Genomic DNA, 20,342 nt, shown 5'->3' on the forward strand with positions numbered 1-20,342 from the left:
TCTCACTTTCTACAATAACTTCTTCTGTTCAAGATTTTTTCTAGTTGAGCTTGGTTCAGCTTGACCAAATTGTTCTGCTAGACGCTGACTCCAGCTTGTGGTCGCACGCGCTCCAGCATAGTCAGCCTGTACACGGTCATAAGCTTGGATTGCCTCAGTTGACTGTTCTTTATATTCTTCCTCAAAGACAACATTCTCCAGTGGTAGTCTTGGCTTCACATCATGATGTTGATTTGGCACACCTAGTGCCATCCCAAAGACAGGATAGGTGTAGTCAGGCAGGTTAAAAAGTTCTGCAACTTCTTCTGACTTGTAACGCACCAAGCCAATAATGACACCACCATAGCCCAAGCTTTCAGCTGCCAGCAGGGCATTTTGACCAGCAAGAGCTGCATCGACTGAACTAATCAAGAGACCTTCTACACCTTGAGGTTGGAAGGTATCCGTATGGAGTCGTGCTCCCTTTTCTGCACGGTTCAAATCTCCGACAAAGAGAAGGAAAACAGCTGACTGGCGAATGGCTTCTTGAGGCACCAATTCATACAAGGCATCTTTCTTTTCTTGACTTCGTACCACAATCACAGAGTAGGATTGGAAATTCTTCCAAGACGAGGCCATTTGGGCTGCTGTCAGGATTTCCGTCAAGTCTTCCTGAGGAAGGGCTTGCTCCTTAAATCTACGCACTGAAGTATGAGCTTTCATTAGTTTAATCGTTTCTGTCATCGGCGGTTTACTCCTTCTAAACGAGTCTCCTCAGCCAAATAACGGATGCGTTCCATGACCCGTCTGGCTTCCCAGGTTTCGTCATTTCCATGTTTCCCTTTCGCAAAATGCTTCTCCAAATCTTCAAAGTTGAAGTTGGAGGTGAAAAAGGTCGGTAAATTTTCCTGCATCCGATATTGAAGAATGACCTGCAGGATTTCGTCACGCACCCAAGGTGTTGATTGCTCGGCACCAATGTCATCTAAAATCAGGACTTCAGAAAGCTTAATCTCATCCACCAATGTCTTAACATTACCATCACCGATAGCATTTTTGACATCGATGACAAAACTAGGATAGTGGAGGAGAGTGGAGGAAACACCACGTTTTTCTGACAAATCATGGGCTAAGGCAGCCACCATGAGACTTTTACCCACACCAAAGTCTCCATACAAGTAAAGACCTTTTCGAATAGCTGGATATTGCTCCACGAAGGCTAATAGCTTTTCAAAAACTGGCAAACGACCCAAATCATCCAAGTCTACTTGAGCTAAACTAGCTTGCTTGAGACTGGCTGGCAGATTGATTAACTTGAGACGGTTCTTAATAGCCGCTTCTTTTTCAGCCGCGATTAGTTCAGGAGTTTCTTCGTAAGAAACATCCGCATAGCCATGATTCATAACCAAAATCGGTTTGTAGCCTTTGGCAATATAATCCGTATCACCACGGAGAAACTTGTCACGCTCGGTAATGTACTGATTAAACTTGGAGATACTGCGATTTAATTCCTCTGGAGTCAAGGATTCTTGCTGGATAAAGGCCGCAACATCAGGGTCCTTCATGATTTTCTGGACCAAATCTTGATAATGAAAACGGCTAGGTTGACGTTTGAGTACGTCTCCGACACTTTCCATCTAATCTCCTCCTTTTTCTAATCGAGCTAATAGTTCTTGTTTCTTACGTTCTAGTTCCAGACGAGTTGCCTCGCTAGTTTCATTTTTATAATCTGGATTGCTCCACTTGGGTACATTGGACTTGGCAGGACTGGGGTTACTGCTTTTTTGAGCCTGATTCTTTTGCCCACGTTCACGAATGCGCAAGACTGCCTCTTCTGCCGAATGAATCTTTTGATAGGCATAGTCATTGGCTACCTTCATGGCATATTTCTCATTGATATTTGCCGAATCGACCTTATTAAAGGTCAATAAAAGAATGATATTGATGACTTCGTCCAGCAAACCCAAGCCAGCCATCTGTTGCAAGAGTTCTCTTTCTGTTTGGGTAATGGTTCCCTTGCGTGTTTTCTTGATTTCTGCCAAGAACTGCAGGGCAGTTTTACTTTTGGCCTCTTTGATAATGGTCGCTTCCTTAAGACTAAAGTCAGAGGAAACTGATTTTTGAGCAATTTTTTCACGCATGCGTTTGGTTGAAATAACCTGGGAAACAGCTGTTGACTTGGCCAATTGATAGGTTTCAAACCAAGTCCATTTCTTCTCCTCGGCAATAGCAAAGAGGTTTAAGACATCGGACTGCTCATCCGCAAAACGAAGTCCATCTCGAGCCATCAGCTGGCGAAAATGTTCCAAGTCAAAATCATTGGCCACTTTCTTCTTGAGACCAAGGTCTTCTTGACTGCCTAGTTCTGCCAATTCTGGAAAGACTTGATTAAGTGAGACAGGTATTTCTTCACCATCAGCACTTTCAACTTTCAAATCCTCCACAGCTACATCGCCAATCTTTTTCTCTAAAAGTCTGCGATACACAGGATGTTCCAAGAAGTCCTGACTAGATAGAGGAGCATGGAGGGCTAGTTGATAAACCTCCCCCTTTTGATAGAGGGTTAAGAGATTGAAAGCAGATAGGATTTTCAAGGATTTTAAAAGTCTGTCCATCCCAAAGTTGAGATGGTTGAGAATGCTTGAAAAGAGGTATTCCTTTCTGCCATTATCCCAAAAACTAATCGTATAAAGATAAAGGCTCAGTGCCTCCTGACCGATAATCGGGAGGTAGCACTGTACCAGAGATGAGGTATCTTGCGACACCCGATTATTCTTCAGATAAGAAAAACGGTCAATTGGCTTCATTTATCTTTCCTTTTTCTTTTTAGAGGACTGGGTGATTTGTTGGAGCAAACTCTCTAACTCACTAACATCCTTAAAACTACGATAGACACTGGCAAAACGTACATAAGTAATCTCGTCCAATTCAGCCAACTCCTCCATGACGAGTGAACCAATGTCCTCACTTTGAATTTCATTTTCATTTCGACCACGGAGTTTCTGTTCGATACGATTGACTACCATGTTGATTTCATCACTTGACACAGGACGTTTCTGGGCTGAGCGGATAATCCCATTAAAGATTTTATCTCTGGAGAATTGTTCCCGTGTGCCATCTTTTTTAACAACCACTAAGGTTCTTTCTTCTACTCGTTCGTAGGTTGTAAAACGGTGCTGGCATTCATCGCACTCACGTCTTCTACGAATGGTGTTCCCTTCTTCTGCTTGGCGACTATCGATAACACTTGACTTGGTAGCCCCACATTTTGGACAACGCATCCTTTCCCTCCTTATCGTTTTCTTTTCATTATACCATTTTTTAAACGATTCCCAAAACAATTCTTCTTTTTGCTTGACAAGTTTTTTGTTTTGTTGTATTATTTAATTAAGACAAAAGGATAGAAGAAAGGAGAACAAGATGTCCTGGACATTTGACAACAAAAAACCCATCTATTTACAGATTATGGAGAAAATCAAGCTTCAGATTGTTTCCCATACACTGGAAGCCAATCAACAACTTCCAACCGTGCGAGAGCTGGCTAGCGAGGCGGGGGTCAATCCCAACACCATCCAAAGAGCCTTGTCAGACCTCGAACGAGAAGGATTTGTCTACAGCAAGCGAACAACTGGACGATTTGTGACTGAAGATAAGGAGCTAATCGCCCAATCGCGCAAACAATTATCGGAAGAAGAATTGGAACACTTCGTTTCCTCCATGACCCATTTTGGCTATGAAAAAGAAGAACTACCAGGCGTAGTCGGCGATTATATTAAAGGAGTTTAAGCCTATGTCATTACTAGCATTTGAAAATGTATCCAAATCTTATGGAGCAACACCAGCCCTTGAAAATGTTTCTCTTGAGATCCCAGCTGGAAAAATTGTTGGTCTCCTTGGCCCAAACGGCTCAGGGAAAACAACCCTGATTAAACTAATCAATGGCCTCTTACAACCAGATCAAGGACGCGTCCTTATCAACGACATGGATCCAAGCCCAGCAACCAAGGCTATCGTAGCTTATTTGCCGGATACGACCTATCTCAATGAACAAATGAAGGTCAAAGAAGCCCTAACCTACTTCAAGACCTTCTATAAAGATTTCAATCTTGAACGCGCCCACCATCTACTTGCAGATCTTGGCATTGATGAAAATAGTCGTCTCAAGAAACTATCAAAAGGAAACAAGGAAAAGGTACAACTGATTTTGGTTATGAGCCGTGATGCTCGTCTCTACGTTTTAGACGAACCCATTGGTGGGGTAGACCCTGCTGCCCGTGAGTATATCCTCAATACCATTATCAACAACTACTCACCAACTTCTACCGTTTTGATTTCTACCCACTTGATTTCTGATATCGAGCCAATCTTGGATGAAATTGTCTTCCTAAAAGACGGAAAAGTCATCCGTCAAGGAAATGTAGATGACATTCGCTATGAGTCAGGTGAATCCATTGACCAACTCTTCCGTCAGGAATTTAAGGCTTAAGCAAAGGAGATTATTTATGTTTTGGAATTTAATTCGCTACGAATTTAAAAATGTTAACAAGTGGTATTTAGCCCTCTACGCAGCCGTGCTAGTCCTTTCAGTCCCCCTGGGAATGCAAGTACACTACTATTCTTATGTATCTTTCAAAGATAGCCAACCTTTCCTATTTATCTTTCTGGCTCTCGTCTTTGGTGGATTGATAATTACACTTGGGATTTCAACTCTTTTCTTGATTATCAAACGCTTCAAAGGTAGTGTCTATGATCGCCAAGGCTATCTGACTCTGACCTTGCCAGTTTCTGAGCACTATATCATCACTGCTAAATTAGTCGGAGCCTTCATCTGGTCTATACTTAGCTCGGCTGTACTGGCTCTAAGTACTTTTCTTATTGTGACTATAACGGTTCCAGAATGGATGTCACATTATGACTTGATCCCACTTCTAGGAACATACCTTCCTCAACTCTCTCTTGTGGGGTTATCCCTCCTACTAAATACCATTTCCAGTATCCTCTGCATCTACTTGGCTATTTCCATTGGACAACTGTTCAATGAATACCGTACAGCACTCGCTGTTGCAGCCTACATTGGGATCCAAATCGTCATTGGCTTTATTGAAGTCTTCTTCAATACCAGTGCGAACTTCTATGTCAATTCACTTGCAGGATTTAATGATAATTTCTATATGGGAGCAAGTACGGGCATTGTTGAAGAACTCATTTTCATAGCTATCTTTTACCTCGGAACCTACTATATTTTGAGAAACAAGGTTAATTTGCAATAGTTTTAAAATCAAAAAGGATAACATCTCATCACAGAGAGGCTATCCTTTTTGATTTTATCTCATTTTCCGTCTAACTTTATCTTACAGACGAATCCTTCTAACCAATTAATACTCTTCGAAAATCTCTTCAAACTACATCAGCTTCACCTTGCCGTAGGTATGGTTACTGACTTCGTCAGTTCTATCCACAACCTCAAAACCATGTTTTGAGCTGACTTCGTCAGTTCTATCTACAACCTCAAAGCAGTGCTAAGGAGCATATCTATTATGCACCCCCCTATGTCTCTTGGGAAAGGGGAACTAATGAGAATCACAATAGGCTCATTCGGAGATGGTTACCTAAAGGAACTAAGAAAACGACTCCCAAAGAAGTCGCATTCATCGAAAATTGGATTAATAACTATCCTAAAAAACACTTGAACTACAAGTCCCCCAGAGAAGACTTCTTGATGGAGAACTTGAAATTTGGCAATGAAATAAAGACTATACAAATTGATTAAGGAATTTAAAACATAGTAGATTGAAACTAGAATAGTACACCTCTACTTCTAAAACATTCTTAGAAATCGATTTGACTGTCCTGATCGATTTATCCTGTTCTTATTTCATTTCACTATAATTTCTAACAATATTTTAAAAACTGAACCGTACTATTTCAACTTCCATAAATTACAATATTGATAGGCACAGTTCCCATACCTGTCCAAATTCGAATAACGTTTAGTATAAATTAGAATATGACTACAACATCACAAATAATTAGACTATCTATAATATCTACGATGTAACATATACATAGGAAGCACCGTTATCAAGAGCGCCAAGGCTATCAACCAGATAAGATGAAGATACAAACCTGTCACCTCACCTCCCCATATAATACGAATCATGCAGGTAGCGTGATACAAGGGAGAAAACCAAGTCAAATCACCAAGTATTGGGGGCAAGGAAGTAATGGGAAAGAAGGTATCTGAAAACATATAAAGAGGACGGATTACCAAAACATTGTAGTAATTCAGAAATTCCCTAGACGGTGCCAAGTAGGTAAAGATTAGTCCTAAAACACCAAACAAATAACCCACTATAAATAAAATCAGAGGAATCAATAACATCAAGACATGAAAATGCGCTGTGATAAGCATGGAAATCAGCCAAAAAATCCCACCGAAAATCACTGCACGAATACCTGCCCAGATAGCCTGACCCACCACAATATCACTCGTATTGATTGGCGTCATCAACATAGCATCATAAGTCTTTTCAATCTTATACTGGATAAAGGCATTGACCGTTGTTTCTGCGGTGGCCGCAGACATGGCAGTCGCAGCAATTAAACCTGTAATGACAAAATCACGGTAGAGCATACCGTTAACATGCGTCAAATAGGCACCAACTCCAAATCCCATTGCTAAAAGATAAAAGAGGGGGTCGATAAGGTTGGGGACAATTGAAATTTTAAATAAATTTCTAAAACTCATGTAGTTGCGTACCACAACGTGTCCGATGGACTGAAATGATAACTTAAACATGCAAGTCCTCCTTCTCTGTCCCAGTCAACCCCAAAAAAAGCGTCTCAAGGTTGTCAGCATCATACTTGATGAGCAAGTCTTCTACAGTTCCTTCTTCTTTGATAGTCCCTTGGTGGAGCATCAGCACCCTATCTGTCAAATATTCAATCTCATTCATATAGTGGGAAGTAATAATGATAGAAACACCTAATTCCTTCAACTCCAAAAGTTTATCCCAAATAATATTGCGGGATTGAATGTCTAAACCAACTGTCGGTTCATCTAAAATGATAATATCAGGCCGATTGATGAGAGCTCTTGCCAAGACAAGACGTCGTCGCATCCCATCCGACAGCTGATTCACCATCTTTTGCGCATGTTTGCTCAGTTGAACAAAATCCAAGAGAGAATCGATTCTCTTCCTAAGTTCGACAGATGAGATACCATAACATAGACCGTGAGCAAAAAGATTATCATAAACATTCAAGGTCATGTCCAGCATATCCTCCTGCCCTACAATACCCAGACAAGATTTACTCTTACGACGATTGGTTTCAATATTTTGCCCCAAGATATCAATCTCTCCTGAGGAAATTGAGGTCAGTGAGTAAATCATCTTTAAAGTGGATGTTTTGCCAGCACCGTTGATTCCCAAGATACCCAAACACTCTCCTTCTCCCAATTCAAAGCTAATTCCCTTGACAGCTTCATAAGAACCATATTGCTTTTTTAGATTTTTAACACTTAACTTCTTCACTCTTTCTTTCCCCCACAAATAGAGCATGTTGGATACTTTGTTAATTCATCAAAATGTTGTTCGAATGTTATAAAGTCAATTGAGAATCTTTTATTAAATGTTAGCAATGCTTCGTATCCCCAAAAAATATATCTTAAAATTTCAAACGAAATAAAATACCCTTGAAATAGACAAGCAGGACCTAAAGCACCATTCGGAGTTCTGAACATCTCTAGTTCCAATGAATTTGTCATCGTACGAACAGTCTCCAACTCCTCAGCATACTCAGGAATTTTTTCCAAATCCTCTAAAAACTGACAGTAATAGCACGCTGCTTTATACGGAATAATTGAATATACTTTCCCATTTTTCTTACCAACCACAGCAGACAGACATAATTTATTGTATTGAACACAGGCTTCATTGACCCAAAAATCAATATAGCCTGTTGGATAATCTGCAACATTTACTACGATATCACATTTTGAAGTTTTTATTAACTCATCGACATCCTCTTTTGAACCTATCTCTTTATCAAGTACCTCAAATTCAATTAAAGGATTAAACTTTCTAAGCGACTCTTTTGCAGCCTCTACTTTTCTTTTTCCAATATCAGATGTCGAATACAAAATTTGTCTATTGAGATTACTAGCTTCGACCGTATCAAAATCAACTGCTGTAATATGCCCTATACCTAATTCAGCCAATGCTAGACAGATATTACTTCCTATACCGCCAATACCTAAGAGCAAAATACGCGTCTTTTTTAATTTTAACTGATAATCATATTTTGTTAAAGATAATGTATCTAAAGTATTAAAAAAGTTAAGATTTACGGAATATCTGTCCAATTCTTCTGAAGTTAATTCAGTTGTAGTAACAAAATTATCCTCCAAATACCCTAGTGTATCTAGTAAAGAAATACTTTCTTCTACATCATTAGAAGACAAGTTATCAACTAAACTACAAATTTCATTGATTGTGTATTGTCCATTGAGGAGCTTAATGAGCTGAGTATACTTCTCATCCAGATTCTCAATCTCAATACCATAATCTTTTCCTATACCTAATCTAATTTTATCCTTTAAAAATAGGACACTATGAATATCTTTAATTTTAGGTAAATTCAATTCTATTTCCTCCTAAAATAGACAAAAGGAATGGAAAAATCCATTCACTTTTGAAAAAATGTTGAGAATGTAATCTTAAGATTAACGTCCTTCAACTGTGGATACTGCTGCAATTACTTTTGTAATTTTACCTCCATTTAAACTCAGACAATAAAATTTAAAATATTCTCTAGTAAAACATTTTAAAAATCTATTTATCTTGTGCTTTAATTATAGTATAATAAAAGATAGAAAATCATCGATATATGAAATTTGGAGAAAATTTTTATGGAACCAGATATTTTCATCATCACAAAACTCTTATCAGACCCTTCTCGGATGCACATTTTAGATATTCTAATGGATGGAAAAGCTCACACGGTTAACGAAATTGCCAGCTTTACCAAAATCAAGCAACATACTGTCAGCTATCACCTCAAATTACTTACCGAAGCACAGGTAACCACTCTACAAACCTATGGACGTTTTCATTATTATTCTTTAAAAAGTGCTGCCATTGCAGAAATGCTGGAATTTCTCAGCTTCTACTCTCCTCAGCGTGATGTCAAAAGTTATAAACAACACATTCACAAAAAGGAATTAAAGGTCGCTCGCACCTGCTATGACCATATTGCTGGTGAGCTTGGCATTTCCATTACCAATTATCTCTTGCAAGAAAATCTCCTCAGCGAATCAGAAAAAGACTTCCAACTCACTGAAGCTGGGAAGTCTTATTTCCAAAGAAAATTACACATTGATACGGATGAATTGAAAAAGAAAAAACGGAAATTTTGCCCTAAATGTTTGGATTGGAGCGAACGTAAAAATCATGTCGGCGGAGCTCTCGGCAATGCTCTTTTAGAATTTTTCAGTGAAAAACAATTGGTCATCCCTGCACAAACGCCACGTTCACTTACCATTACAGAGCAGGGCAAAGAATTCCTCGAAAAGGAGTGGGGGATTTAAACATGGATTTTTAAGCAAATAACTGTCCATACCAATTCTATAACAACCTCTCTATTCCCCTTACTCTCCCAACTGGGCACTGTAGGCGATAATCTGATCAACCGTATCAGACAAGAATTGGATGGTATCACGAAGTGGTTTGTCTGTTGAAATATCGGCTCCGATAATCATGGCTGACTCAAGCGGTGTCTTGCTACCACCTGATTTGAGGAGATTGAGCCAGTCTTCAGCTCCGGTTTCAGAGTTTTTAAGATGAAGGTAACCAGCTGTCGAGATAACTAGTCCTGCTGAGTAAGTATAACTATACAAGCCCATGTAGTAGTGAGCTTGGCGCATCCAAGTCAAAGCTGCATCATCGTCGATTTCAATGGCATCTCCCCAGAAATCGGTCAAAACTTCCTTCATAATGCTGTTGAGCTTACTTGCTCCAAAGGTCTCCCCTTCTTCAATCAATGTATACACTTTACGCTGGAATGCTGCTTCCAAAAGGTGAGTGATAAAGTTATGGAAGTAGGTGTCTGTCAAGCGGTGAGCCAGAGCGAAGCGTTTTTGACGAGGGTCGTCAGACTGATGCTCCAAGTAATCACTGAGAAGCAATTCATTGAAAGTTGACGGCGCTTCAACATAGTAAGTCGACATGTGAGCATTGAAGTAACTCTGATGATTGTCTGAAAAGATGAATTGACCAGAATGCCCGATTTCATGAATCAAGGTATAGACATCGCTCAAACGGCCTGTCCAGCTCATGAGGACATAAGGGTGCACGCGATATGAATCCGCCGCATAACCGCCGGAATCCTTGCCACTGTTAGCAGCAAAGTCCACCCAGCGCTCTTCTTGATAGCGAGAAACTTCCTGACAATATTCCTGCCCCAAAGGTTCTACCGACTTCATGACCAAATCATAGGCGTCGTCAATAGTCACTTGAGGATTGAGGGCGCTATCCAAGTCCAATTTCCAGTCTGCAAAGGTCATCTTTTCAAGGCCATTCACCTTGGCAACATGCTTGAGGTATCTCTGAGCAACGGGCGCAAAATCCTTCATGATGAGGTCAATCTGACGATCAAACATAGCACGGTTCACTTCTTGCTCAGCCAGGAGATAATCAAAGACTGAGTCGTAACCCTTCATATCTGCTAGTAGTTTTTCAGACTTGACTTGGGCTAGATAGGCTGCAGCGGCCGTATTTTGGTGCTTACGAAGTCCCTCTGAGAAGGAACGGAAGGATTTCTCACGAACCTCAGCATCCTCATGATTTTGGTAGAAATTTTCATAGGTCACAAAGCTGTTTTTGTAGGTCTTGCCATGGGCTTCAAAGTCAGCCATTTCAAAATCCCCAGCACGCATCTTAGTATAAATATCCTGCGGACTGTAGAAAACTTCACCGAGATTGGTCAAGGCCTTCTCCACATCAGCCCCTAGATAGTGGGCTTTTTTGATTTTGGCCTGACGAATGGCCGCCGTCAAATGAGGCAATTTACCCAAACGGTCCAAGACTTCCTCATCAGCTTCCACCAAGGCATCGTCAAAGAAGGTCAAGGCTACGCTGGCGTCTGTTTCAAATTCCATCCCAGCTTGGGCGATATTAGCAAAATCCTCATTGCTATAGTCTGTCGTCTGCGGCATAAAGCCATAGTTGCCAATATGGCTCATCTGAATGTAGATTTGTTCCAATTCCGCAAAGGCCTTTTCAAAATCCTCAAAAGTATGAAGATTTCCCTTGTAATCACGACTAAATTGGTTGATGTCTTCACGAGCCTTCTCGATCGCACGCAAGAAATCCTCACGGTCTTGATATAGGGCTGTTAAATCCCAAAGTTCCTTCTCTGGAAATTCTGAACGGTGTTTTTGTTCCATTTTCTTCCTCTTATTTCTCTAATTCTAATAAAACACTAAGGGCTGATAAGGCGTAAAGCGGTGCTGTTTCTGCTCGCAAGATACGAGGGCCAAGTCCTGCCAATACTGCTCCCTTAGCTTCGAAACTCTCAATTTCTGCAGGTGACAGACCGCCTTCTGGTCCAAATATAAAGAGCAATTTGGCTCCTTTTTCAAGACCAGAGACTGCTTGCAAGAGAGCAGTGGCTTCACCGTCTTTAGCAGACTCTTCATAAGCTACTATGATAGAGTCAAACTGGTCCAACTGAGCTAGAAAATCGGCTTTTTTCTCGAAAAGCTTGATACTTGGAACAACATTACGCTTGCTTTGTTCTGCTGCTCCAAGGGCAATTTTTTCTAATTTTTCAACCTTTTTACCCAATTTCTTGCCATCCCACTTGGTAACTGACCAGTCGGCAGGAAAGGCCCAGATTTGGCTAGCACCCAGTTCGGTTACTTTTTGAGCGATGAACTCCAGCTTGTCTCCCTTGGGAAATCCAGATGCGATGGTCACTTGGATTGGTAATTCCACATTGTCAGCTAATTCTTGGACCAACTCAAACTGACGGGCTTCCACATCCAGCACGCACGCCAAACGTTTTATGCCATCATCAAAGACCAAGGTCACTTCATCATCTTCTTTCAGGCGCATAACCTGAAACATATGCTTGCTGGTTTCCTTGTCCTCGATGGTGACAGGAGAGACTGCACTCCCCTTGACAAAATACTGCTGCATGCTAGCCTCCAATCACACCTGAAATATCCTTGGTTTTCTTAAAGACACAGGCATTCCATTCCCCTTGAACCATGTGGGTTTCAAGGAAAAATCCAGCTGACTCAGCCGACTCGCGCACCATGTCCCACTTGTCCTTGATAATGCCACTCATGATGAGGTAGCCTTCATCCTTTACCAAGCGATAAGCATCCTCCGTCAGATGAATGAGAATATCCGCCAAGATATTAGCCACGATGACATCTGCTTCAATCTCAACTCCCTTAAGCAAGTCTCCTGCTGCTACATGGATATTTTCCATACCAGTGTTGAGCTCAATATTTTCCTGAGCCACACGAACCGCCACATCATCCAAGTCATAGGCGAAAATCTCCTTGGCACCTAGGAGTGAGCTTGCAATAGAAAGAACCCCTGAACCAGTCCCTACATCTAGCACTGTTTCGCCACCACGAAGAACCTGTTCCAAGGCAAAGAGGCTCATCTTGGTTGTTGGGTGGGTCCCTGTCCCAAAGGCCATACCAGGATCCAGCTTGATAATCTTTTCTCCTGCTGTTGCCTCATAGTCCGTCCATGACGGTACGATGGTCAGGTCATGGGTGATGCGTGCCGGTTCATAATACTTCTTCCAGTTGTCAGCCCAGTCTTCCTCAGCCAAGGCAGTCGTGCCCATCTTGACTTCTCCTAGGTCCATAAAGTCGGTCAATTCTGCCAGACGAGCCTGCAAATCCGCTTCAACTGCTGCTACATCAACCGTTTCAGGGTAGTAGGCGGTCACTACGATTTCTTCCTGTTGCTCCACCTCTGGGAAAATTTCACCGAATCGGTCCACATTTCCCACATAGTCCATGCTGTCTTCAATTGCTACCCCTTGCGCTCCCAGCTCAATCAAGAGATTGGAAACCAACTCCTCTCCCTCACGCTTCACTGTAACTTTTAACTCTTGCCATGTTTCCATTATTAAGATACCAAGCCCGTAAAACACAAAGCCAAAATAGGAAACTCTCTGAAGACGTTTGTGTCTAAGAGAAGTTTATCTTTTTGGCACAGTGTTTAGGGCGGGTTCAGTTTAGAAATGTAACTGAACCATCCTTTCTAATCACTTACTTTTAAATAATCTTTTAATCTCTCTTGCAACTGAGGCACAACTTGACTGGAACTAAGAAATTCCTCAACATTCATCAGCTGATAGCCCTGTCCTTCATCTCCGAAGATGATATTGTCAAATTGTTCTTGTCTTAGCTGACCAACCATAAAGACCGATTTCTTGCCTTTAAAAATTACGCTAGGATAAATCTTGCTCCAAAGCAGACAGTCTTCATCTAAATGAATTCCCAGTTCCTCATAAACTTCACGCCGAGCGCATTCAAAAGGGCTTTCGTCCCCTTCACGGCCACCACCTGGCAACTCCCACATGTTGGGACAAGGGATATCGTCCTTGTCATCACGCAAAATCGTCAGTAGCTTATCCCCACAAAAGAGGGCAATCTTGCAACCTTGGAAATCAGAAATTTCTAGTTCCATCTTCAGTTCCTTCTAACATTTCCTTTTCCAGCTCTGCTAACAAGTTTTCATAATAGCGTTTCTCGTCCCTCAACATTCGACTACTATCCATTTTCTGTCTAGCAATCTTGAGAGCCTTACGAGTTCGATCTACATCTTTCTTCACCTTTAATTGATACCAGGCTTGTATCACTTGAAGATTGGACAGTTTGAGAGACAGAAACGATTTGACCTGTCGAATACTAGCATATTGCTCCGCTTGCTCAAAATCTCCTTCCAACAAGGCGATATGAAGCAGGGATAGTTGGGCAACTGTCTGCATCATCGGAGTAGTTGTCCTCTCAAGTAATGCTTGAAACTGCTGTTTAGCTACTTCTTCCTTCCCTTCCAAAATGGAAACTTCACCTTGCATACCTAATACACCATCCGCAAAACTCCCTCGTGCATCCTCAGGAACTGCTTGAACAAAGTCTTTCAAATCATATTCTTGAGGAGCCAGCAAAGTTTGAGCAGAATGTCTCAATACCAGGTAGGCGTATTTGGTATTTTCAGGGTGTTGTAGTAATTCCCAAATTTTTGCTCCATCGGTGATGTCGACTGGCAAAATGTTATTTAGGAAGAAAGATAAATTAAGAAAAATCCAAGTCCCTGCAAAATACCAGCTTCTTGTCAAAAATCCAAACACTATCGCCAATAATATCAAGCCGAGATGAACCATCAAGCCTCCTGAAAGCATCAGGATGATTCTTTGATCGCTTTCATCCTCTTTTAAACCAATGTATTGAGCACCAACATTTTTCAGAATGGCTGTTCTACTAAGATGAAACCTGCCTGACTTTTTGGTCAAAATAAAATGTCCTAATCCAAAAGCCACCAGCCGATAGCCTGTCAAGTAGCCACAAAAAGCATGACCCAGTTCATGAAGAATAAAGATTAAATACATGCTTAGAAGAGCGAAGGCATAACCAAAAGTAAAGGCTAAAACTGCGGAATACCCCAACTCTGCAAATGCGATTGTTCCACAAGCAAAAGCTAGCATAATAAAGACAACAGCTAGCACATAAACCAAATAAGTCCCAATTTTCTTCATAACACCTCCAACCAACTCCTAGTATCTTGGATAAGGATAAAATTCTCCCTCTTCCAAGCCAACTTTTCCTTCTTCAAAGACTTCTTGATTCCATTCCATAACAAATTCCTCTGCTTCTGGATCTTCCAAAAAGTCCATGAGGGTATCTAGCCCAACCTCAGCAGTATCTTTAAGGAAAAGGGCAAAATAAGCTAAAAATTCACGGGAAAATCCTTTTTTAGGCAGGTAAGGAATAACAGTCAAATAGTCTTCCTCATTGACTGTTGACTTGGCAGGATTGTAGAAAAGGACCGCTTCCTCAAAAAGAATGTCATCTGATGAAACCTCTCCGTCTTCATCCACCATCTCCACACCTGCAGCATTTTGCGCTTCCAATAGAAAACTCACTTCTACCGCATGGTTGCGTTTGTCCCAGCTAATCTCAAAGTCAAAGGGAAAGTTCTTGTCCAACTCTTCCTCTAAAACATCTAAAAATCCGTATGTTGCCATTTTGTCCTCTTTCTATGCGACTCTTTAATCGCCCCGATTGCTCGGAAATATGCTAAAATAGATACTACCATCTTACCACAAAATTATTTTATGTCCTAATTATACCATATTACCTCATTTAAACCCTTGGTATCAGTGATTTTCTTAAAAGTCTGATTTCTTCATTTCTCATAAAAATCAATATAAAAAGCCCGCGAAAGGGCTAATAAATCTATAAAATCAATAGGCGAGTAACTAGCACAAGTGGACGTGCTTTTTTATTGACTATTACCACGATACCACGCTTAATCTTAGGCTTGAACTTTCTTATCTGCAATAGCGTCTGTCAAAGTCTGAGAAAAGTTAAGTCCCATTTCTCGTCCCAACTTATCTGCCCATTTTGGTATGGTCAAAGTCTTTTTAATGGGTTCCTGACTTCCTAGGTATTCTGATACATCAACAGATACCATAGAAATAAAAGATTTATCAAGGTCATAGGTTGACACGAAATCTTCATCATCTTTAAAAGGATCATTATCAATTAAAGACAAGCTATTGATATCTGATGGCTGAGGTAACTCTCCATCACTCTCTATCAAATCTGCAACAGTTATCCCTAGCCACTCCGACCCCATAGCCAAAGCCTCAGAAATCCCCTCTCCTTGTGTAGCTGAGTATTCAAAATCTGGGAAATGGACAAAATAAGTCGCTTCTGTTCCGTCTGTGTCGTCATAATAAAATAAAGCTGGATACGTAACTAACATTTCACTACCTCCATATCAAAAAGCAGGGGCTGAATTTTACAACCCAGCTTGCTTTCTTATCCCTCTTTCAGTGTACTTATTCAGCTCACCATGAAGGATTGTGATAGGTCTTTCCCCTTGCTTCTCGATTTTAATATGGGAGCCTTTACCGCCTCTAGTCTTTATCCAACCATGGGCCGTAAGGAGTTTAACCATCTCTTTTTGTGTCATAGGCATAGCGCTTTTACCTCCTGACAACACCATTATAACACGTGTTACACGTATTGTAAAGGAGTGATACTTATTATTCTATTATACATAAAAACCCTTAGATGTGGTTCTAAGGGAAGCCAATTTATTCATACCTATTTTTCTAATGAGTAGTAAAAACTGCTTCTTTATCGAGCAATTCATCATCTGTATAGTCAATTGTAAAAGTATCTCGATCTAAGACAGATTGAGGCGGAGTTGAATGAATCATAGGAACACTGCGTACTCTATATTTTTTATCTCCAATTTTTACAAACTGATACTCTTCGAAAATCTCTTCAAACCACGTCAACGTCGCCTTACCGTACTCAAGTACAGCCTGCGGCTAGTTTCCTAGTTTGCTCTTTGATTTTCATTGAGTATGATTAACTCTCAAGTATTCAAAATCAGGATTTTCAACAGTTATTACAAGGAGGCGATTTACTACTTCAAAAACATCAATTATTCTATTTTTCATATTTTTTCAACCCATTATTAGAATGAACTTCTTGGTAAGCAAAATCAAGTTTAGATTTAATGTTTTCGTACAAATCTAAAATCTCTTTTGGAGTATCTTCCCGGAAGAAAAGTTTTCTTTTCCCTGAAATAACTTGATCACTAAGAATCCAATGACGAATTTGTTTTGTAAAAATCAAAATTTCCTGACTTGGTAGTTCCATCATTTCCATTGCTTATCACCTCTCTTTTCATTATAGTTCATACAATGACATTCAGCAATATTATTTCTCAAGTCAGCACTTCCACTTCTTTAGGCTCAACTATCCTATTTTGAGCTTTAAAGAAAATCAAATCTCTCATGCTGATACCTCTCCTCATTAAATTAAATAGTAAAAAAGATTCTATCTCACTCCCTGATTATTACAAAACCATTGAAATATCACAACTAATAGGCTAGAATGGATATAGTAGATCAGTCATTCTACTCAAATCCACGCTAGAAAGGACTGCTATGCCAGACAATCTCGCGCTTCGCATGCGCCCTAAAACCATCGACCAGGTCATCGGTCAGGAGCATCTGGTCGGACCTGGAAAAATCATCCGCCGCATGGTGGAAGCCAACCGCCTGTCCTCCATGATTCTATATGGCCCTCCGGGAATCGGCAAAACCAGTATTGCCTCTGCCATCGCTGGAACGACCAAGTATGCCTTTCGAACTTTCAATGCGACAGTTGATAGTAAAAAGCGACTGCAAGAAATCTCGGAAGAAGCTAAATTTTCTGGTGGTCTCGTCCTATTGCTAGACGAAATTCATCGACTAGATAAGACCAAGCAAGACTTCCTCTTGCCTCTCTTGGAAAGTGGACTGGTCATCATGATTGGAGCAACGACTGAAAATCCTTTCTTCTCTGTCACTCCTGCCATTCGTAGCCGTGTTCAAATTTTCGAGTTGGAACCTCTGTCTAACCAAGACGTCAAAGAGGCCCTGCAGATAGCTCTAAGTAACCCTGAACGTGGTTTTGATTTTCCAATAGAACTAGATGAGGATGCGCTGGATTTCATCGCAACCTCTACAAACGGAGACCTTCGCTCTGCCTTTAACTCACTGGACTTGGCTGTTCTCTCTACCCCTGAGAATGACAAGGGCATTCGCCACATCACCTTAGACATCATGGAAAATAGTCTTCAGAGAAGCTACATCACTATGGACAAGGATGGAGACGGTCACTATGATGTTCTATCTGCCCTGCAAAAGTCTATCCGTGGCTCAGATGTGGATGCCAGTCTCCACTATGCTGCCCGCTTGATTGAGGCTGGGGATCTGCCTAGTCTCGCTCGTCGCTTGACTGTTATCGCCTATGAAGATATTGGCTTAGCCAATCCTGAGGCCCAGATTCATACCGTGACTGCTCTGGATGCTGCCCAGAAGATTGGGTTCCCAGAAGCCCGCATTCTCATTGCCAATGTCGTGATTGATTTGGCCCTTTCTCCAAAATCCAACTCAGCCTATGTAGCTATGGATAAGGCACTTGCTGACCTCAAAACATCAGGGCACTTGCCTATTCCGCGACACCTGCGTGATGGGCACTACAGTGGAAGCAAGGAACTTGGCAATGCCCAAGACTATCTCTATCCACACAACTATCCTGGAAATTGGGTCAAGCAAGACTATCTGCCAGAAAAAATTCGTAATCATCACTATTTCCAAGCAGAAGATACTGGTAAATATGAACGGGCCTTGGCTCAAAGAAAGGAAGCTATCGACCGTTTGCGAAAAATCTGAAATCCTTTTCAAAAAATTGCACTTTCCTCTTGATTTTTTTTGAAAAAGTGGTATCATATAAGTATAGAAACGCTGTGGTGTACGACTTCACACTTAAGTGTTGACCGACTATTTTTTGTATTATTAGGGAAACAAAAGTCTTCTAACAGCATGTAGGCCGTCTCACACGGAAACAGCTTCAGTTAGAGCGAGTTGCCCACCTGCTTAATTGCGCGGGTTCAATACAAACCGTGAAGTTTCGGCACCAATACAGCTTTTTTCTTTGCCTCCTTAGCTCAGCTGGCAGAGCAGCGGACTCTTAATCCGTGGGTCACAGGTTCGATCCCTGTAGGGGGCATCTACATACAACAGGAAAAGCCTTGGAACCAAGGTTTTTTTTGCTTAAATAAAATTTTTTTCAAATTCTTTAGAAAACTAGTTTAAATCATAATCCAACACCAATTTTACAAATACCATAAACTAAGCTTATATACCCAAAACACAAAAAGTCCTCTTTCCACTATTTTAGAAAGAGAACTTTTTCTTTAGGAGAAATAACTTTATTTTTAATCGATTCGTGATAGCTCAGCTGGCACTGTTAAGTAATAAGTTGCAGTCAAGCTTGCTTTGCCTTGATTAACAAAAATCTCGATGGAATTTTTATCTAAAATAACATCCAATTCTTTAGCTTCAATATCTACATACCGTCGGCTTGTATCCTGTTCTTCTTCACCTAGAATTTTTTGAACAAGATGGCTACGATCAATGTAAACTTGCTGCGCATTACTGACATAACCAAATTCAAGATAATCTGTATCATTTCCTAAGCGGTAATGACAATCTTTATCTATTTGGATTTGATATTGGCCTTTTTTAACAGGGAATTGTCTTAGTTTGCCATCTTCCAATCTTAGAATTCTAGGTAAAGTCATGGCACATGCCCATTTGTGTTCTTGGTCATGGGTTGGAAGGGTACGCCCCCATGTCTGCATCCAAGCAATCAGGATACGACGATTTTGATCGTCCAACAATGTTTGAGGCGCATAGAAGTCTTGGCCATGATCAATTTCTTGAACTGATTCTGGGATAAAACGTTTTTCTCCCCAATCTACCTTACCCGTGAACAAAACCGATGAGTTGATGTTATGATATGAGTCTCCCTCACGCTGATAACGCATGGGTGACATAATAAGGCAATCTTTCCCCTCTAACTCGAAGTAATCTGGGCATTCCCACATGAAGCCTTGGTGTTCTACCCCTTTTAAAAAGATGGATTCGAACTGCCATTCTACTAGGTTATCGGACCCTAGTAGAACGATACAGCCCACATTATCCTTGTGTTTGGCAGCTACTACGGAGTAATAGCGTCCATCTTTTTCAAAGAGTTTTGGATCACGAAAATCAGCAGCAATCAACTCATCTGGCAAGTCTGCTCCAGTTGCAACTGGATTTTGTTCAATCTTTTCAAAGTGAATCCCGTCGTCTGAAAATGCTATATTTTGCACTTGACGAACACCTGTTTCTTCTTCGATATGCCCAGTATACATGAGCCAGAGGCGATCATCCTTGACAATGGCAGAACCTGAGAAACATCCATTGCGGTCATAATCTTGGTCAGGAGCAAGTGCCACCGGCAAGTGCTCCCAAGTCATCAAGTCCTTACTTTTAGCATGTCCCCAGTGCATAGGCCCCCAAACACTATCATAAGGATAGAATTGATAAAAGAGATGGTATTCTCCACGAAAATAGACAAATCCATTTGGATCATTGATCCAACCAATCTCAGCTGAAAAATGTTCTTCAGGCTTATATTGAGTATTTACGAGATGTTTATTTTCTGCTATAAAACGATTGGCTTTTTCTACTGTGTATTTCTTATCTCCCATAATCAACCT

Annotated in this window: 23 protein-coding genes, 1 tRNA gene and 1 pseudogene; 7 read left to right on the top strand and 18 right to left on the bottom strand. The window is 40.8% G+C overall.

Going from position 1 to position 20,342, the window contains the following annotated elements:
• Nucleotides 1-9: 9 nt before the first annotated feature.
• The 4 genes from SPPN_RS08255 to nrdR are packed head-to-tail and all read right to left on the bottom strand — an operon-like array spanning nt 10 to nt 3,260.
• Complete coding sequence (locus tag SPPN_RS08255) at nt 10-723, bottom strand: NADPH-dependent oxidoreductase (RefSeq protein ID WP_000140825.1); 714 nt, start codon at nt 721-723, stop codon at nt 10-12.
• Nucleotides 720-1,616, bottom strand: coding sequence for a primosomal protein DnaI (dnaI, locus tag SPPN_RS08260; protein WP_000446510.1), 897 nt, complete (start codon nt 1,614-1,616; stop codon nt 720-722). The genes SPPN_RS08255 and dnaI overlap by 4 nt, the downstream gene beginning before the upstream one ends.
• A complete protein-coding gene (locus SPPN_RS08265) occupies nt 1,617-2,786 on the bottom strand; it encodes a replication initiation and membrane attachment family protein (protein WP_000802420.1) in 1,170 nt (389 codons plus the stop codon).
• Nucleotides 2,787-3,260 (bottom strand): transcriptional regulator NrdR, encoded by a 474-nt coding sequence (gene nrdR, locus SPPN_RS08270; protein WP_001203672.1) that lies wholly within the window; start codon nt 3,258-3,260, stop codon nt 2,787-2,789.
• 139 nt (nt 3,261-3,399) lie between these two features.
• On the opposite strand from nrdR, the gene SPPN_RS08275 reads away from it, so the two are divergent.
• The 4 genes and pseudogenes from SPPN_RS08275 to SPPN_RS12950 form a co-directional block, all read left to right on the top strand.
• On the top strand, nt 3,400-3,765 hold the full coding sequence (locus SPPN_RS08275; RefSeq protein WP_000119147.1) for a GntR family transcriptional regulator: 366 nt from the start codon (nt 3,400-3,402) through the stop codon (nt 3,763-3,765).
• A gap of 4 nt (nt 3,766-3,769) precedes the next feature.
• A complete protein-coding gene (locus SPPN_RS08280) occupies nt 3,770-4,465 on the top strand; it encodes an ABC transporter ATP-binding protein (protein ID WP_000054204.1) in 696 nt (231 codons plus the stop codon).
• A 16-nt stretch (nt 4,466-4,481) separates the two neighbouring features.
• Nucleotides 4,482-5,249 carry a hypothetical protein gene (locus tag SPPN_RS08285; RefSeq protein ID WP_000498734.1) on the top strand — a complete coding sequence of 256 codons (768 nt, stop codon included), beginning with the start codon at nt 4,482-4,484 and terminating at the stop codon, nt 5,247-5,249.
• A 251-nt stretch (nt 5,250-5,500) separates the two neighbouring features.
• Nucleotides 5,501-5,749: pseudogene (locus SPPN_RS12950) on the top strand (transposase); the annotation flags it as partial.
• A gap of 264 nt (nt 5,750-6,013) precedes the next feature.
• On the opposite strand, the gene SPPN_RS08290 reads toward SPPN_RS12950, so the two are convergent.
• The 3 genes from SPPN_RS08290 to SPPN_RS08300 are packed head-to-tail and all read right to left on the bottom strand — an operon-like array spanning nt 6,014 to nt 8,623.
• Nucleotides 6,014-6,778, bottom strand: coding sequence for an ABC transporter permease (locus SPPN_RS08290; protein ID WP_000475591.1), 765 nt, complete (start codon nt 6,776-6,778; stop codon nt 6,014-6,016).
• Nucleotides 6,771-7,541: an ABC transporter ATP-binding protein gene (locus SPPN_RS08295; protein WP_000966493.1), complete on the bottom strand. Its 771-nt coding sequence runs from the start codon at nt 7,539-7,541 to the stop codon at nt 6,771-6,773. The genes SPPN_RS08290 and SPPN_RS08295 overlap by 8 nt, the downstream gene beginning before the upstream one ends.
• Nucleotides 7,511-8,623: a HesA/MoeB/ThiF family protein gene (locus tag SPPN_RS08300; protein WP_001052925.1), complete on the bottom strand. Its 1,113-nt coding sequence runs from the start codon at nt 8,621-8,623 to the stop codon at nt 7,511-7,513. The genes SPPN_RS08295 and SPPN_RS08300 overlap by 31 nt, the downstream gene beginning before the upstream one ends.
• A 267-nt stretch (nt 8,624-8,890) precedes the next feature.
• Here SPPN_RS08300 and SPPN_RS08305 point away from each other — a divergent pair, with 267 nt between their 5' ends.
• Nucleotides 8,891-9,568 (top strand): ArsR/SmtB family transcription factor, encoded by a 678-nt coding sequence (locus tag SPPN_RS08305; protein WP_000433071.1) that lies wholly within the window; start codon nt 8,891-8,893, stop codon nt 9,566-9,568.
• Nucleotides 9,569-9,628: 60 nt separating this feature from the next.
• Here SPPN_RS08305 and pepF read toward each other — a convergent pair whose 3' ends face one another.
• The 10 genes from pepF to SPPN_RS08355 form a co-directional block, all read right to left on the bottom strand.
• Nucleotides 9,629-11,425 carry an oligoendopeptidase F gene (pepF, locus tag SPPN_RS08310; RefSeq protein ID WP_000435578.1) on the bottom strand — a complete coding sequence of 599 codons (1,797 nt, stop codon included), beginning with the start codon at nt 11,423-11,425 and terminating at the stop codon, nt 9,629-9,631.
• Nucleotides 11,426-11,435: 10 nt separating this feature from the next.
• Nucleotides 11,436-12,179 (bottom strand): 16S rRNA (uracil(1498)-N(3))-methyltransferase, encoded by a 744-nt coding sequence (locus tag SPPN_RS08315; protein ID WP_001188219.1) that lies wholly within the window; start codon nt 12,177-12,179, stop codon nt 11,436-11,438.
• Nucleotide 12,180: 1 nt separating this feature from the next.
• Nucleotides 12,181-13,131, bottom strand: a complete 951-nt coding sequence (gene prmA / locus SPPN_RS08320) for a 50S ribosomal protein L11 methyltransferase (RefSeq protein WP_000451162.1) — start codon at nt 13,129-13,131, stop codon at nt 12,181-12,183.
• 137 nt (nt 13,132-13,268) lie between these two features.
• A complete protein-coding gene (locus SPPN_RS08325) occupies nt 13,269-13,697 on the bottom strand; it encodes an NUDIX hydrolase (protein ID WP_000418168.1) in 429 nt (142 codons plus the stop codon).
• Nucleotides 13,678-14,766 carry a site-2 protease family protein gene (locus SPPN_RS08330; RefSeq protein ID WP_000719722.1) on the bottom strand — a complete coding sequence of 363 codons (1,089 nt, stop codon included), beginning with the start codon at nt 14,764-14,766 and terminating at the stop codon, nt 13,678-13,680. Before SPPN_RS08330 ends, SPPN_RS08325 begins: the two co-directional genes overlap by 20 nt.
• Before the next feature lie 18 nt (nt 14,767-14,784).
• Nucleotides 14,785-15,255 (bottom strand): DUF3013 family protein, encoded by a 471-nt coding sequence (locus SPPN_RS08335; RefSeq protein ID WP_000257101.1) that lies wholly within the window; start codon nt 15,253-15,255, stop codon nt 14,785-14,787.
• Nucleotides 15,256-15,545: 290 nt separating this feature from the next.
• Nucleotides 15,546-15,998, bottom strand: coding sequence for a type II toxin-antitoxin system HicB family antitoxin (locus SPPN_RS08340; protein ID WP_000961810.1), 453 nt, complete (start codon nt 15,996-15,998; stop codon nt 15,546-15,548).
• 36 nt (nt 15,999-16,034) lie between these two features.
• Nucleotides 16,035-16,214 (bottom strand): type II toxin-antitoxin system HicA family toxin, encoded by a 180-nt coding sequence (locus tag SPPN_RS08345; protein WP_001132281.1) that lies wholly within the window; start codon nt 16,212-16,214, stop codon nt 16,035-16,037.
• A 136-nt stretch (nt 16,215-16,350) separates the two neighbouring features.
• Nucleotides 16,351-16,539, bottom strand: a complete 189-nt coding sequence (locus tag SPPN_RS08350; protein WP_001862821.1) for a hypothetical protein — start codon at nt 16,537-16,539, stop codon at nt 16,351-16,353.
• A gap of 154 nt (nt 16,540-16,693) precedes the next feature.
• Nucleotides 16,694-16,915, bottom strand: a complete 222-nt coding sequence (locus SPPN_RS08355; protein ID WP_000425689.1) for a hypothetical protein — start codon at nt 16,913-16,915, stop codon at nt 16,694-16,696.
• 281 nt (nt 16,916-17,196) lie between these two features.
• On the opposite strand from SPPN_RS08355, the gene SPPN_RS08360 reads away from it, so the two are divergent.
• Together SPPN_RS08360 and SPPN_RS08365 are read left to right on the top strand one after the other, a co-directional pair.
• Nucleotides 17,197-18,468, top strand: coding sequence for a replication-associated recombination protein A (locus SPPN_RS08360; protein WP_001113218.1), 1,272 nt, complete (start codon nt 17,197-17,199; stop codon nt 18,466-18,468).
• 264 nt (nt 18,469-18,732) lie between these two features.
• Nucleotides 18,733-18,805: transfer RNA gene (locus tag SPPN_RS08365), tRNA-Lys, on the top strand.
• 208 nt (nt 18,806-19,013) lie between these two features.
• Here SPPN_RS08365 and SPPN_RS08370 read toward each other — a convergent pair.
• A complete protein-coding gene (locus SPPN_RS08370) occupies nt 19,014-20,333 on the bottom strand; it encodes a glycoside hydrolase family 32 protein (protein ID WP_000502536.1) in 1,320 nt (439 codons plus the stop codon).
• Between the last annotated feature and the right edge of the window lie 9 nt (nt 20,334-20,342).

Origin of the sequence: Streptococcus pseudopneumoniae IS7493 (assembly GCF_000221985.1) — a bacterium.
GTDB lineage: Bacteria > Bacillota > Bacilli > Lactobacillales > Streptococcaceae > Streptococcus > Streptococcus pseudopneumoniae.